15 protein-coding genes and 1 tRNA gene are annotated in these 12,450 nt (G+C 68.0%); 8 read left to right on the top strand and 8 right to left on the bottom strand.

What is annotated here, in order from left to right:
• Positions 1-205: 205 nt before the first annotated feature.
• Positions 206-1,552, bottom strand: coding sequence for a 2-hydroxycarboxylate transporter family protein (locus DJ021_RS10390; RefSeq protein ID WP_111457473.1), 1,347 nt, complete (start codon positions 1,550-1,552; stop codon positions 206-208).
• 80 nt (positions 1,553-1,632) lie between these two features.
• A complete protein-coding gene (locus DJ021_RS10385; RefSeq protein WP_133254983.1) occupies positions 1,633-2,748 on the bottom strand; it encodes a YncE family protein in 1,116 nt (371 codons plus the stop codon).
• A 188-nt stretch (positions 2,749-2,936) separates the two neighbouring features.
• Between DJ021_RS10385 and DJ021_RS10380 the strand changes: the two genes are divergently transcribed.
• Both DJ021_RS10380 and DJ021_RS10375 read left to right on the top strand, forming a co-directional pair.
• On the top strand, positions 2,937-3,602 hold the full coding sequence (locus DJ021_RS10380; protein ID WP_111457471.1) for a response regulator transcription factor: 666 nt from the start codon (positions 2,937-2,939) through the stop codon (positions 3,600-3,602).
• Positions 3,599-4,975, top strand: coding sequence for a HAMP domain-containing sensor histidine kinase (locus DJ021_RS10375; RefSeq protein WP_111457470.1), 1,377 nt, complete (start codon positions 3,599-3,601; stop codon positions 4,973-4,975). The genes DJ021_RS10380 and DJ021_RS10375 overlap by 4 nt, the downstream gene beginning before the upstream one ends.
• 85 nt (positions 4,976-5,060) lie before the next feature.
• On the opposite strand, the gene DJ021_RS10370 is transcribed toward DJ021_RS10375, so the two are convergent.
• The gene (locus DJ021_RS10370; RefSeq protein WP_207801804.1) at positions 5,061-5,273 is read right to left on the bottom strand and encodes a hypothetical protein; all 213 of its coding nucleotides are present in this window, start codon (positions 5,271-5,273) and stop codon (positions 5,061-5,063) included.
• A gap of 165 nt (positions 5,274-5,438) precedes the next feature.
• On the opposite strand from DJ021_RS10370, the gene DJ021_RS10365 reads away from it, so the two are divergent.
• From DJ021_RS10365 to DJ021_RS10355, 3 genes are all read left to right on the top strand, one after another.
• A complete protein-coding gene (locus DJ021_RS10365; protein ID WP_111457469.1) occupies positions 5,439-5,720 on the top strand; it encodes a DUF2277 domain-containing protein in 282 nt (93 codons plus the stop codon).
• A gap of 241 nt (positions 5,721-5,961) precedes the next feature.
• Positions 5,962-6,228, top strand: coding sequence for a YdeI/OmpD-associated family protein (locus DJ021_RS10360; RefSeq protein WP_111457468.1), 267 nt, complete (start codon positions 5,962-5,964; stop codon positions 6,226-6,228).
• 156 nt (positions 6,229-6,384) lie between these two features.
• On the top strand, positions 6,385-6,657 hold the full coding sequence (locus DJ021_RS10355; protein WP_111457467.1) for a DUF7662 domain-containing protein: 273 nt from the start codon (positions 6,385-6,387) through the stop codon (positions 6,655-6,657).
• A gap of 10 nt (positions 6,658-6,667) precedes the next feature.
• On the opposite strand, the gene DJ021_RS10350 is transcribed toward DJ021_RS10355, so the two are convergent.
• Positions 6,668-6,752 (bottom strand) — tRNA-Leu (locus DJ021_RS10350).
• Between the two features lie 206 nt (positions 6,753-6,958).
• Between DJ021_RS10350 and DJ021_RS10345 the strand changes: the two genes are divergently transcribed.
• From DJ021_RS10345 to DJ021_RS10335, 3 genes are all read left to right on the top strand, one after another.
• Positions 6,959-7,312 carry a FeoA family protein gene (locus tag DJ021_RS10345; protein ID WP_424443731.1) on the top strand — a complete coding sequence of 118 codons (354 nt, stop codon included), beginning with the start codon at positions 6,959-6,961 and terminating at the stop codon, positions 7,310-7,312.
• A complete protein-coding gene (feoB, locus tag DJ021_RS10340) occupies positions 7,309-9,183 on the top strand; it encodes a ferrous iron transporter B (protein WP_111457466.1) in 1,875 nt (624 codons plus the stop codon). Before DJ021_RS10345 ends, feoB begins: the two co-directional genes overlap by 4 nt.
• 77 nt (positions 9,184-9,260) lie before the next feature.
• A complete protein-coding gene (locus DJ021_RS10335) occupies positions 9,261-9,584 on the top strand; it encodes a hypothetical protein (RefSeq protein WP_111457465.1) in 324 nt (107 codons plus the stop codon).
• On the opposite strand, the gene DJ021_RS10330 is transcribed toward DJ021_RS10335, so the two are convergent.
• From DJ021_RS10330 to DJ021_RS10315, 4 genes are read right to left on the bottom strand one after another with little or no spacing between them, the layout of a single operon-like run.
• Positions 9,581-10,084 (bottom strand): MarR family winged helix-turn-helix transcriptional regulator, encoded by a 504-nt coding sequence (locus DJ021_RS10330; protein WP_111457464.1) that lies wholly within the window; start codon positions 10,082-10,084, stop codon positions 9,581-9,583. The genes DJ021_RS10335 and DJ021_RS10330 overlap by 4 nt on opposite strands.
• Positions 10,081-11,085: a fumarylacetoacetate hydrolase family protein gene (locus DJ021_RS10325; RefSeq protein ID WP_111457463.1), complete on the bottom strand. Its 1,005-nt coding sequence runs from the start codon at positions 11,083-11,085 to the stop codon at positions 10,081-10,083. The genes DJ021_RS10330 and DJ021_RS10325 overlap by 4 nt, the downstream gene beginning before the upstream one ends.
• A 19-nt stretch (positions 11,086-11,104) precedes the next feature.
• A complete protein-coding gene (locus DJ021_RS10320; protein WP_111457462.1) occupies positions 11,105-11,377 on the bottom strand; it encodes a hypothetical protein in 273 nt (90 codons plus the stop codon).
• Between the two features lies 1 nt (position 11,378).
• Positions 11,379-12,398: an isoaspartyl peptidase/L-asparaginase family protein gene (locus DJ021_RS10315; protein ID WP_111459059.1), complete on the bottom strand. Its 1,020-nt coding sequence runs from the start codon at positions 12,396-12,398 to the stop codon at positions 11,379-11,381.
• Positions 12,399-12,450 lie beyond the last annotated feature (52 nt).

Genomic DNA, 12,450 nt, shown 5'->3' with positions numbered 1-12,450 from the left:
CCTTGCACGAACCTGTAGACAACCTGAATTCCGGGGCCACGCGGGCGTCGCGAAGGGCCGCCGCCGGTTTCGACCCAATCTCCGCCCCGCCCCACACCTGCAGCATGAGGACGCGCCGAACGCTCACAGGGTCGCCTGCCGCCACGGGGCGACGGCCCCGACACGGATGCGACCGCAAGGTGGGAAGGCTTGACGGGGTTCCGCCTCATCCGGCGAACAGCCGAAATGCGATCAGCGCGAGGGTGACGGTGATCGCGCCTCCAATACGGGTGGCGATCTGAGCGAAGGGCATCAGCTGCATTCGGTTTGCGGCGGACAGGATCGCGACATCACCCGTCCCGCCCTGGCCCGAGTGGCAAGCGTTGACGATAGCCACATCGATGGGGTGCATCTTCAGGAAGCCGGCAAGCAGGAATCCGGTCGCCATCAAGGTCGCCACGGTGGCCACGATGGTGATCAGCGTCGGCGCATTAAAGGCCGCGATCAGCTTGTCCCAAGGTGTCAGGGATACGCCGATGGCGAACAGCAAGGGGTAGGTCACCGCCGTGCGAAAGAACTGGTAGACGCTGTAGGCGCCCTGCTCGAGGTCTGGCGACACCAGACGGCCCAGCTTGAGGAGGACCGTCAACAGCAGCATGACGACCGGCGCCGGGAAAGCCCACAGCTGCTGGGCCACCGTGCCGCTCAAGTAGAGAGTGACCGCGAGGACCGCGGCTCCCGCGACGGTCTCGATGGCCGGGTGCGGCCGCACCGGATGGTCGCCAGACAACTCGACGTCCACTTCGCCCACCTGCAGGCGTCCCTCGCCGGTGAGGTCCGGGCGGCGTTTGCCCAGGGAGTTAAGGGCGCCGGCCAGGATGATGGCCGTCAGGCTGCCCAGCATGACCGACGGCAACACCTCGGCGAACACGTCGCCCTGCGCCTGGTGGCTGATAGCCGCGTAGCCGATGGACAGCGGCATCGCCCCCTCGCCCACCCCCCCGGCCATGATCGGCACGACGATCCTGAAGAGGGTGTGCTCGAATCCGAGCCCAAGGGTGGTCCCCACGGCGCAGCCCACGACGCCGGCGGCGATCGAGCCGATGGAAATCGGCACGAAGATCTTCAGGAACCCGCTCACCAGCACCCGTCGGTCCATGCCCAGGATCGAACCCACGATGATCGAACAGATGAACAGGTAGAGGAAGTTACTCGACTTCGTGAAGGTCGTGATCGACGTCACCAGCGGCGGCGGCAGGATGTGAGCGTACACCAGGTACGAGGGGATGAAGGTCGCGAAGATCGCGCCGGCGCCGACATTGCGGAGCAGCGGCAGGCGCTTGCCGGCTTCTGCGCAGGCGAACCCGCCCGCCGACAGCAGCGCCATGTTCATCAGGATGTCGGACGGCGCCTTGCCCCGGCTGACAAAGAAGGCGGCCAAGCCGATCACCAGCAGGAATACCGGAGCGGGAACGACGCCGATCTTGAAATCCACCAGCCGCCACCAGCCTGCGAGAAGCCGCGCGCCGGGCGTCTCCGCCTTAGCGCACGCAGGCGCCCCCGTGTCGGTCATCACGATTCCCTCATGTCTGTTCCCGGCCGTGAGGCCGGACCGTTTCCCCGCCCCGGCGGGGGCGCCCTGAGTTCGCGCCGCTATTCGGGCGCGTAGATCAATAGTGTGAAGGTGTCGTCCAAGTAGCGATTCGGATAAAAGGCGCCGGCGCGCCTGTTCACCGGCTGGGTCGGATCCAGCACGCCTTCGGCGGTGGCCGTGTAGATGCGGCCGGTCGTTGGGTTGAACGCCATGGTCCTGGCGATCGGACGGGTCGTGAAGGCGCTGGCTAGCTTCAGGCGGTCGGGCCCCACCACATCGAACACCACGATATTTCCGTCGATGCCATTGGAGGTGAACACGCGCTTCCCTGCCGGGTCGAACACAACCCCATCGTTGCCGCGGCCGATCTCCATGGTGGTGACCACGCGACCCGTCTTGGCGTTCATCACCGCCAGCACCGGATGCGGGCCCTTGCAGCCCAGGAACAGCCGTCCCGCCGCGCGGTCGATAGCCAGACCCGTGGGCAGACGGCACCCCGGCGTTGGCCATTCAGCCACCAGCTTGCGCGTCCTGACGTCCACCTTGGCCACACGGTCCTTGTCGCGCTCGTTGACGTAGATGAAGCCCTTGCCGTCGGCCGCGGCGGCCTCGAGTTCATCGGCCTTGATCGGCAGGCGGCCGGTGATCTTCGCGGACCTTGCAGCCACGAAAACCAGTTCATGTGTGTCGCCAAGGGTGAAGACCATCTGGCCCGTCATGGGCTCATAGAAGCCGGCGTCCGCCCCCTCGCCGAGCTTGACCCGGTCCAGCGTCTTGAGCGTCGAGAGCTGAAACACGGTCGTGCTGCCGTCCTCGTTGGCGGTGAACCCGCGGTCGACCTCGGGAACCAGCGCGGCGACGTTGGCGTCTTTGGAGTTCTCGATCGTGGCGACCACGCGCCCGCCCGCCGCGTCATAGACCGTCACCCCGGCCTTCCGGCGGCCGATGAACACATAGTCCCGGGTCGGATCGACGCTGAGATAGTCCCATCCAGGCGACGGCCCATTCAGGGTCACGGCCGCCTCGAGGCGGTAACCGGATCGGGCGTGGGCGACATTCGCGGCCGCCAAGGCGAAGACGGCCAGGGCCGCGCCCAGAGTGAATCGTCGCATGATCTCGTGTCTCGCAAAGCCAGTTGCGGTTCCGAAGCAGGCGGCATGCGTATCCGGCGGCAAAACTGATCAGCCGCAGCGGTCGCAAACCTGACCTGAACTCCTCCCCTTGCAATGCTCCGCGGCCAACCTGAATTGACACTAACGGTGGCCTGAACAACTATTCAGGTTCGGCAGAATTATCGAGCCTTCGTCGAAAGGGACTCGTGGATACTTGCCGCATGCCCTCGCACTAGGTTAGCGATTCCAACATGAAGGTGCTGATCGTCGAGGACGAGGTACGACTGGGCCAGTTCCTGCGGCAGGGCCTGTCCGAGCACTCCCATATCGCCAACCTTGTCGGAACCTGCGCCCAGGCCAAGAATGCCCTTGTTGAGACCAACTACGACCTCATCGTGCTCGACCTCTCTCTGCCTGATGGAGACGGTATCGACATGGTGCGAGAGTGGCGAGCCAGCGGCTTCAACGAGCCTGTGCTGATCCTCTCCGCGCGCGACAGCCTGGAGGACCGCATCAGGGGCCTGGACGTGGGCGCCGACGACTACCTGCCAAAGCCGTTCAGCATTGAGGAACTGCTGGCGCGAATGCGCGCGCTCCTCCGCCGGCAATCGGTGGTCAAACAGACCGTACTGGAGCGCAATGGCATACGCCTCGATCTTCTGGGTCACACCGTGCACGTCGACGACAAGCCGATCGACCTGACAGGCCGGGAATACGCCCTGTTGGAAGTGTTCATGCAGAACGGCGGGCGGATCCTCACGCGCACCCTGATTTCCGAGAAGATCTGGTCCTCACATTTCGACGTCGATACGAACCTGCTCGATGTCTACATGAGCCGGATCCGCGCCAAGCTCGAAGGCGCCCTAGGCCGCCCGGTGTTCAAGACCGTCCGCGGGATCGGCTACCAGCTGCTATGAGGTCGATCGGCGCGCGGCTCGCCTTCTGGTACGCGCTCAGCGCGACGGTCACCCTGGCGATCCTGTTCGTGGCCGGCTACCAATTGCTCAAAGGCCGGTTGATCAACGGCCTGGACGATCTCAACCACGCTGAGTTTGTCCAGCTGCAATCCCACCTCGGCGCGGACTACAAGAGGCTGAATTCCCGCCAGATCGACGAGCGCATCCGCAACGCCAGCGATTCCGCGGCCGTCCTCTTCTACATCAGCATCAGAGATCCCCGGACCGACGTGGCCTTTCGGTCGCGCAACCTGCGCCGTGGGGACATTCCGGATATTAAGGGTTTACGCGCCTACAGCGTCTCGATGCGCGACATCGGTGAACTGCGCGTCGACGAATACCTGCTGCCGCCGTTCGACGTGACCATCGCGACATCCGCCAAACCGGTCCGCGACGGCATGCGCGAATATGCGAAGGTTTGCGTCGCCCTCCTGCTGGCCATGCTCGTCGCCAGCATCGGCATTGGATTGGGCCTGAGCCGCATTCTCTTGCGTCCCATGCGCGCGATCCGCGCCACCGCCAACCGCATCGGATCAGACAATCTCTCCGAACGGATTCCGATCACCGCGGTCAAGGACGAACTCACCGATTTGGCGCGTCTGCTCAACGAGATGTTCGATCGGCTGGAGTCGGCATTCAACCAGGTCCGTCGGTTCTCGCAGGAAGCCTCCCATGAGCTCAAGACCCCGCTTTCGCTGATCCGCCTGCACGCCGAGAAGATGCTGCAGGACACGGAGCTGTCTGCGGCGCACGGCGAAGCCGTGCTGGTCCAAATCGAGGAACTCGCCCGTCTGAACCAGATCATCGACGAAATGCTGTTCCTGTCCCGCGCCGAGGCTCGCGCCATTCCCTTCGATCTCAAGCCACGTGATCCCGCGCGGTTCCTCAACGCCTTCGGCCAGGACGCGACGGCGCTCGCCGAACACACAGGACGGTTGTTCACCGCGAGTCACAAAGGCCGCGGTCAGGTGGCGTTCGAGGAGAAATGGCTGCGTCAGGTTCTGCTCAATGTCCTCACCAACGCGCTCAACGCCTCCCCATCTGGCGGCCGGGTCCACCTCCGGTCTGAACTTGAAGCGGAGCTATGGAGGGTGAGCCTGGAGGACGAAGGCCCCGGGCTTCCTCCCGATCAGCGCCAGCGGATCTTCGAACGGTTCACCCGTTTCAACACGCCGGCGACCGGAGACCGTGGCAGCGGACTTGGGCTCACCATTTCCAAGAGCATTGTCGACCTGCACGGCGGCAGGATCTTCGCCGAGCCGGCCGGCGGCCTTTGCGGCTTGCGCGTTACCTTCGAGATTCCGCGCGGCGCCGGAAAGCGGTACGTGGCCTGACCCGCACGCCCCCGCTGCAAGATCCTGGCGGTTCACGGCCGTAACTTCGTCGAAACGGCCAAAGCGGCTCACCTGGGTCGGACCATCATCCGGCGGGGCCTGGAGGAAGTGCTTGTGGCGGGGCCTGGCGCGGAAAGATCGTGAAGTGCGGATGGCCTTCGAACAGTTTCGCCGCCCCCTCGTGCGACGGCGCGCGCACGACAACGAATACCGTCAGCTGGTTCACCACGTCCGTGACGCTCTCAGCCGTGGTGCGCTTGGTCGGCCCCAGCGGCCCGCCCGGATCGTCGGTCGGCATCCGGATGTCCTCCTGTGGACGCCCGAAGGACGAACGAGGCCGCTCATTCCGACACCCGCCCGGGCCGGATCGCAGGGCTCTGTCGCACCAGAGCAGAAAATCCCCTGGTCGCGCGGGCCGTCCGAACGCCTATCTTAGGGGCCAAGGAGAAGGAGGCGCCCGCCAATGTGCCGCAACATCAAGACACTGTTCAACTTCGACCCGCCGGCCACGGATGAGGAGATCCGCGACGCCGCGCTCCAGTTCGTCCGCAAGCTGTCCGGGTTCAACGCCCCCTCGAAGGTGAACCGCGAAGCCTTCGATACCGCCGTGGACCAGGTCGCCGCCGTCGCCCGCCGCCTGTTCGAGAGCCTGGAGACGACCGCCGATCCCAAGGACCGCGAGGAAGAGGCCGCCAAGGCGAGGGCCCGCTCGGCCGAGCGCTTCGGCGTGAAGCAACCTGCGTAGCTGCAGAACCGCAAGACACCTGATCGGGTTGGGTTCGGGCGCGCCGTTCGGCCCCGCGCACAGAGGCTCGGCGCCTGGTCTCGGTCACGCCTGTCTGCTCGCGCGAGGTCCCAGATGCGCCAGCCGCGGACCTTCGCGTCGGGGCAGGAACCCGACATTCACATCGGCTCTAACATTGCGGAAGCCGGACCTGGGCCGCTAGCCTCCACATTTGGGGCAGTGGGTGAGAGGCCGTCATCCCATGACGAATGTGCGCGTCAGTGCTGGCGTGGTGCACGAGGTCCCGACAGACCTTCGTGAGGTGCTTGTTTCCGACAGGGAGGCGCTCGCCAAGTGGGAGGACATAACGCCGCTCGCGCGCAACGAATGGATTTGCTGGGTCGAGTCCGTGAAGAAGCCCGAGACGCGACGCAATCACGTCGAGCGGACGCGTACACAACTAAAGGACGGGAAGCGACGGCCGTGCTGCTGGCCCGGCTGTCCGCATCGGAAGCGCTTCAAGGCCTGAACTCGCCGCGGCCAGTCGCCCGATAACTCACTGACGTCGCCTCGATCTCGGCGGCCAGCAGACGGGGATCGATCGGAGGTGGGACGAGCATCACGGCACGAGAGTTGCTGACCCCCGCTCAACCTGCAAGAGAACGCAGGGGCTCGGAGGGGTCGCATGGGAAAGTACGATCCACTGGAAGGTCATCTACGGCGTCAGAAGAGCGCAATCCACGAGATGAGCTTTCGGGACATTGAACGCGTCCTGGGCGGGCTCCTGCCGAAGAGCGCGCACCGCCCGGAATGGTGGTCCAATGAGCAGATCTCTGCGACGCGTCACGTCCAGTGCAAAGCCTGGATGCGAGCCGGCTACCGTGCCTTCCCGCAGACCCACGCCGAGCGGGTCCGCTTCGAGCGGCGGATGGCGGCAAATGCGTCTCGAGACGCGTAGCGTTCCCAAATGGTGCGGGCGGTCGGGCTCGAACCGACACTCCTCTCGGAACTGGATTTTGAGTCCAGCGCGTCTACCAATTCCACCACGCCCGCGTCCCGCATGGCGTAGGGCGACGCCTCGGCGGGTGGTTCCGATTGCCATACCCGCGGCGCTCGCGCCACCCCTGCGTTGCGGACCGGCCCGCGCGGACGCGGCGCCAGCGCGGCGCGGCAAGATGCCCAGGGCCAAGGTCTTGTATTTCGGGCGCCTCGGACGTAAATGATAATCACTCGCAAAGTCCGCGGCCGAGGTTTCCTCCATGCACGACATGCTCGCCGAGCCGATCAAGGCCTCGCCCGCCCACGCGGCGGACGTCGACGCCCGGCTGGTGCGCCTGTCCGAGGCCCATCCCGGCGACGCCGGGACGATCGTCGACGTGCGGGCCGAGAGCCATCCCGGCGACCACGGCGTCGGCGTCGAGGAGCTGCAGCGCCGGCTGCTGGAATTCGGCTTCGTGGAAGGCGCGGCGATCGAGGTGCTGCACGAGGGCGCCATCCGCCGCGACCCGATCGCGGTGCGGCTCGACGACATGCGCGTGGCGCTGCGCCGCCGCGACGCCGAGGACGTCTGGGTGCTGCTGGAACGACTGAGCCCGAAGCGGCCGGCGCGATGAGCGAAACCGTACTGCGGCCGGCGCGCGTCGCCCTGGTCGGCAATCCCAACTCCGGCAAGACCGCCCTCTTCAACGCCCTGACCGGCAGCCGCCAGAAGGTCGCCAACTACGCCGGCGTCACCGTCGAGCGGAAGGAAGGCCACCTGCACACCGCCCAGGGCCGCACCCTCTCCATCCTCGACCTGCCCGGCACCTATTCCCTGCGCGCCCGCAGCCCCGACGAGGCGGTGACCCGCGACGCGGTGCTGGGCAAGCTGGCCGGCGAGGAGGCCCCCGACGTGCTGGTGGCGGTCGCCGACGCCACCAACCTGCGCCTGGTGCTGCGGCTGATCCTGGAGCTGAAGGCGGTCGGCCGGCCGATGGTGCTGGCGCTCAACATGTACGACATCGCCCAGCGCCAGGGCCTGCGGATCGACGTCGAGGGCCTGGCCCGCGAGCTGGGCTGCCCGATCGTCACCACCGTCGCCACCCGCAAGCGCGGCATCGACGAACTGGTGGCCAAGGTCGACGAGCTGGCGCAAGCCGGCGCGCTCGACGGCCAGAACACCTGGCGCGAACCCGACGCCGGCGAGATCCGCTCGGCGCACCGCGAGGCGCACCGGATCCTGAAGACCTACGTCCGCCCGCCCGAGCGGCCCGACACCTTCACCGCCAAGGTCGACGCCGTGCTGCTGCACCCGGTCGCCGGGCTGGCGATCCTGTTCGGCGTGCTGTTCCTGATGTTCCAGGCGGTGTTCACCTGGGCCAAGCCCGCGCAGGACGCCATCGACGCGGCGTTCCAGGGCCTCGGCGTCCTGGTCGCCCAGCACCTGCCGCCCGGCCTGCTCGCCAGCTTCATCGCCGACGGGGTGATCTCCGGCGTCGGCAGCGTGCTGGTCTTCCTGCCGCAGATCCTGGTGCTGTTCTTCTTCATCATCCTCCTGGAAGACTTCGGCTACATGGCCCGGGCGGCCTTCCTGATGGACCGGATCATGGGCGGCGCCGGCCTGCACGGCCGCGCCTTCATCCCGCTGCTCTCCAGCTTCGCCTGCGCCATCCCGGGGATCATGTCGACGCGGGTGATCGACAACCGCCGCGACCGGCTGACCACCATCCTGGTGGCGCCGCTGATGACCTGTTCGGCGCGCATCCCGGTCTACACCCTGATCATCTCGGCCTTCATCCCGGACCGGACGGTGGCTGGCTTCATGAGCCTGCAGGGGCTGGTGATGTTCGGCCTCTATGCGGCGGGCATCGCCAGCGCGCTCGGCGTCTCGTTCCTGACGCGGCGGCTGTTCTGGCGCGGCGCGGTGGAGCCGTTCCTGATGGAGCTGCCGACCTACAAGCTGCCGGACGCCGAGAACGTGGCGCGCAGCCTCTACCTGCGCGGCAAGATCTTCGTCATGCGCGCCGGCCGGATCATCTTCCCGCTGATGATCCTGGTGTGGTTCCTGTCGTCCTTCCCCGGAGCGCCCCCCGGCGCGCCCGGCGCGGCCATCGACTACAGCCTGGCCGGCCGCCTGGGCCACCTGATCGCACCGGTGCTCGCGCCGATCGGCTTCAACTGGCAGATGACGGTCGCCCTGATCCCCGGCTTCGCGGCCCGCGAAGTGGCGGTGGCGGCGTTGGGCACGGTCTACGCCATCGGCAATGCGGACGCCTCGCCCGGCGCCCTGGCGACGACGCTGGCCCACCACTGGTCGCTGGCCACCGGCCTGTCGTTCCTGGCCTGGTACGTGTTCGCCCCGCAGTGCGCCTCGACGCTGGCGGTGGTGAAGCGGGAGACCAACTCCTGGCTCTGGCCGGCGGTGATGTTCGCCTACATGACCGGCATGGCCTACGTGGCCTCGCTGATCGTCTACCGGACGGCGGTGGCGATGGGCGCCGGCTAAACCCCCGGCTGCGGTTAACCACGCATTCAACCTGCCCTTTAACGCGTCGCTAAATCACCGCGTGCGAGCGTCCCGTCATGCAGAAGATGCTGGAAATCGCCTCCGACACACGCAGCGGCAAAAAGCCGGGGCGGGGCAATCAAACCCTCGCCAAACGCGTCCGTGAGGCCCTCCTGTTGCTCGGCGGCGAAGCGCACCGCGCAATGGTGATTGAGCAAGTGGCCCGTAACCTGGGTCACGACGTCCGTCAGATCCCGGAGGATCTGCAAGCGGCCCTCATCCACAGTTTCGAGGAGAACTGGCGCGATGAGCGCCGGCGCGCCGCCTTCGGCTTCCATCTGCCGTTCGGCGAGGGCTCGCACCGCTGGGGCGTCCGCCCCGAGGCCGCGCTCCTCCACTAGGTCGGCTCAGGCCCGTAATCCAGGGACGGCGGTTCGATCTCCCCGGCCAGCGCGCCGGCCGCCGATTGCAGGCGAGAGAGCAGGCGTTTGAGCAGGGTCACCTCCTCCGGCGCCAGGCCTGAAATCAGCGCCGCCTCGTAGGCCAGCGCCAGCGGCGCGATCTCGGCGTACAGGCGCGCCCCTTGCGGCGTCAGCGCCAGCACGTGCGATCGCCCGTCGGCCTGGTGATCGGACCGCCCCACCAGATGGCGGTTCAGCAGCCCCTGCGCCGCGCGGCTGACGGTGACCTTGTCCATCACCGTGCGCGCGACGACCTGGCCCTGGGTGAGCTCACGGTACTCCGCCAGCACGCAGATCAGCCGCCATTGCGGGATCGAGAGGCCGAAGCGGTCCTGGTAGGCGCGCGCGATCAGGCCCGACACCGCGTTCGACGCCACCGACAGCCGGTACGGCAGGTAGCTGTCGAGCTCCAGCGCGCTCTCGCCGTCGTCGGCGCTCATTCGGCCGCAACTGCCTGTTCGATGGCGCCGAAGAGGCTGTGGCGGCGGGCGTCGCGCATCTCGATCCGCACCACGTCGCCGGCCTTCAGGAACGGAGTCCTCGGCCGGCCTTCGACCAGGGTCTCCGCCGTCCGCACCTCGGCCAGGCAGGAGTAGCCGACCCCGCCGTCGGCGATCGGCTTGCCCGGACCGCCGTCGGAGCCGCGGTTGGACACCGTGCCCGAACCGACGATCGAGCCGGCCGTCAGGCTGCGGGTCTTCGCGGCGTGGGCGATCAGCGTCCCGAAGTCGAAGGTCATGTCGACGCCGGCGTCGGCCTCGCCCAGCGGCTTGCCGTTCAGCTCGACCTCCAGCGCGCCGTGCAGCTTGCCGTCCCTCCAGCCCTCCAGGGCGTCCGGCGTCACCGCCACCGGCGAGAAGGCCGACGCCGGCTTGGCCTGGAAGAAGCCGAAGCCCTTGGCGAGCTCGCCGGGGATCAGGTTGCGCAGGGACACGTCGTTGCAGAGCATGACCAGGCGCACGGCGGCCAGCGCCTCGTCCCGGCTCGCGCCCTGCGGCACGTCGCCGGTGATCACCGCCACCTCGCCCTCGAGATCGAGCCCCCAGGATTCGTCGGCAAGGGGAATGGCCTCGCGCGGTCCGAGGAAGCCGTCGGAGCCGCCCTGGTACATCAGCGGGTCGGTCCAGAAGCTCTCCGGCATCTCCGCGCCGCGCGCCTGGCGGACCAGCGCCACGTGGTTCACATAGGCCGAGCCGTCCGCCCACTGATAGGCGCGGGGCAAGGGGCTCGCCGCCTCGTGCTCGTGGAAGCGTTCCCGCGGAACGGCGCCGAGCTCCAGGCTCTCGGCCAAGGCGCGCAGGTCCGGCTCGCAGTGCTCCCAGTCGTCCAGCGCCGCCTGCAGGGTGGGCGCGATCAGGTCCGCCGGCGTGCACCAGGCCAGATCGTTCGAGACCACCACCAGCCGCCCGTCGCGGCCGCCCTTCAGGGACGCCAGCTTCATCGTTTCCTCACCTTCTTTTTCATCGATCCTCCCGCGCGATGGTGCGGGTCAGCCGAACACCCTGCTCGTAGGCTTCACGCTGGTAGACGGTCAGTTCAACCCGGATGTCGCCCCGAGCCTCACCTTCCCACAGATAGCTGCGCTCGAAGCAGACCTCGCGACCGCCGGGCGTGAACCCCTCGAAGGTGTCCCCCCACGGGGTGTGGGCCGCGAGCTGGCGCCAGCCGAGCGTGCAGGCGCGGTCGAGCTCGTCGCGGGCGGCCTCTTCCAGATCGGACTCGAAGCGATCCATCTCAGGGATCGTCCTTGTAGATGCCGATCACCAGGGGTTGGTTGTCGGCGATACGGGCACGATACATGCCCGAGGTGTTGAAGCTCCAGGCGATCTCGCCGTCCGGCGCCACCGCGATCACCCCGCCGTCGCCGCCCAGGGCCGTCAGCTCGGCCTGCACCACCTGGTCGACGGCGGCCTGCAGGGGCAGGCCCTTCAGCTCCACCAGGTCGCAGATCCGGCGCGCCACGCTCAGGCGGATGAAATACTCGCCGGCGCCGGTGGCCGAGACCGCGCAGGCGCGGTTGGTGGCGAAGGCGCCGGCCCCGATGATCGGGCTGTCCCCCACCCGGCCCCAGCGCTTGGCGGTCGTCCCGCCGGTGGAGACGCCGGCGGCCACGTCGCCGTGGCGGTCCAGCGCCACCACGCCCACGGTCCCGCGCTTGCCCTCGTCGTGGGCCAGGGCCTCGGCCTCGTCGCGGCAGGCGCCGGCGCCCGGGGGCCGCGGCGGGATCGGCAGGCCCTGCCGCCTCAGCTCGGCCTCCAGCGAGCGCCAGCGCCGCTCGGTGAAGAAATAGCCCGGCTCGACCTGCTCCAACCCGTGGGCCTTCGAGAAGGCGTCGGCCCCAGCGCCGGCCAGGAAGACGTGCTCGGAGCGCTCCATCACCGCGCGGGCCAGGGAGATCGGGTTGCGGGTGCGGGTGACGCCGGCCACCGCGCCGGCCTGCAGCGTCCGGCCGTCCATGATCGAGCTGTCGAGCTCGTTGCGCCCTTCGGCGGTGAAGACCGCGCCGCGGCCGGCGTTGAACAGCGGATCGTCTTCCAGCAGGCGGATCGCGGCCTCGACCGCGTCCAGCGCCGAGCCGCCGTTGCGCAGCACCTCGGCCCCGGCTTGCGCGACCCGCGCCAGGGCGGCCCGGTAGGCCGCCTCCTGCTCGGGCTTGAGGTCCGCGCGGTCGATCACGCCCGCCCCGCCGTGCGCCACCAGCGCCCAGTCTCCCAAGGTCGGCGAGGTGGCTCCGGCCGCATCGGCTGTCGTCATCAGGAAAACCACCCACCCAACCGCGTGCGGACGCCCTACCCGGTTTGGCCGA

It is taken from the genome of Phenylobacterium hankyongense, from assembly GCF_003254505.1.
In the GTDB taxonomy this organism is placed as follows: domain Bacteria; phylum Pseudomonadota; class Alphaproteobacteria; order Caulobacterales; family Caulobacteraceae; genus Phenylobacterium; species Phenylobacterium hankyongense.
The sequence above is the reverse complement of the archived record's forward strand: the minus strand, read 5'-3'. Positions and strand labels throughout refer to the sequence as shown.

Coding starts and splice junctions, on each gene's coding strand:
- DJ021_RS10345 (WP_424443731.1), top strand. CDS start 6,959: ATGCACGACATGCTCGCCGAGCCGATCAAGGCCTCGCCCGCCCACGCG.
- DJ021_RS10365 (WP_111457469.1), top strand. CDS start 5,439: ATGTGCCGCAACATCAAGACACTGTTCAACTTCGACCCGCCGGCCACG.
- DJ021_RS10360 (WP_111457468.1), top strand. CDS start 5,962: ATGACGAATGTGCGCGTCAGTGCTGGCGTGGTGCACGAGGTCCCGACA.
- DJ021_RS10355 (WP_111457467.1), top strand. CDS start 6,385: ATGGGAAAGTACGATCCACTGGAAGGTCATCTACGGCGTCAGAAGAGC.
- DJ021_RS10375 (WP_111457470.1), top strand. CDS start 3,599: ATGAGGTCGATCGGCGCGCGGCTCGCCTTCTGGTACGCGCTCAGCGCG.
- DJ021_RS10335 (WP_111457465.1), top strand. CDS start 9,261: ATGCAGAAGATGCTGGAAATCGCCTCCGACACACGCAGCGGCAAAAAG.
- DJ021_RS10380 (WP_111457471.1), top strand. CDS start 2,937: ATGAAGGTGCTGATCGTCGAGGACGAGGTACGACTGGGCCAGTTCCTG.
- DJ021_RS10330 (WP_111457464.1), bottom strand. CDS start 10,084: ATGAGCGCCGACGACGGCGAGAGCGCGCTGGAGCTCGACAGCTACCTG.
- DJ021_RS10315 (WP_111459059.1), bottom strand. CDS start 12,398: ATGACGACAGCCGATGCGGCCGGAGCCACCTCGCCGACCTTGGGAGAC.
- DJ021_RS10370 (WP_207801804.1), bottom strand. CDS start 5,273: ATGCCGACCGACGATCCGGGCGGGCCGCTGGGGCCGACCAAGCGCACC.
- feoB (WP_111457466.1), top strand. CDS start 7,309: ATGAGCGAAACCGTACTGCGGCCGGCGCGCGTCGCCCTGGTCGGCAAT.
- DJ021_RS10320 (WP_111457462.1), bottom strand. CDS start 11,377: ATGGATCGCTTCGAGTCCGATCTGGAAGAGGCCGCCCGCGACGAGCTC.
- DJ021_RS10325 (WP_111457463.1), bottom strand. CDS start 11,085: ATGAAGCTGGCGTCCCTGAAGGGCGGCCGCGACGGGCGGCTGGTGGTG.
- DJ021_RS10390 (WP_111457473.1), bottom strand. CDS start 1,552: ATGACCGACACGGGGGCGCCTGCGTGCGCTAAGGCGGAGACGCCCGGC.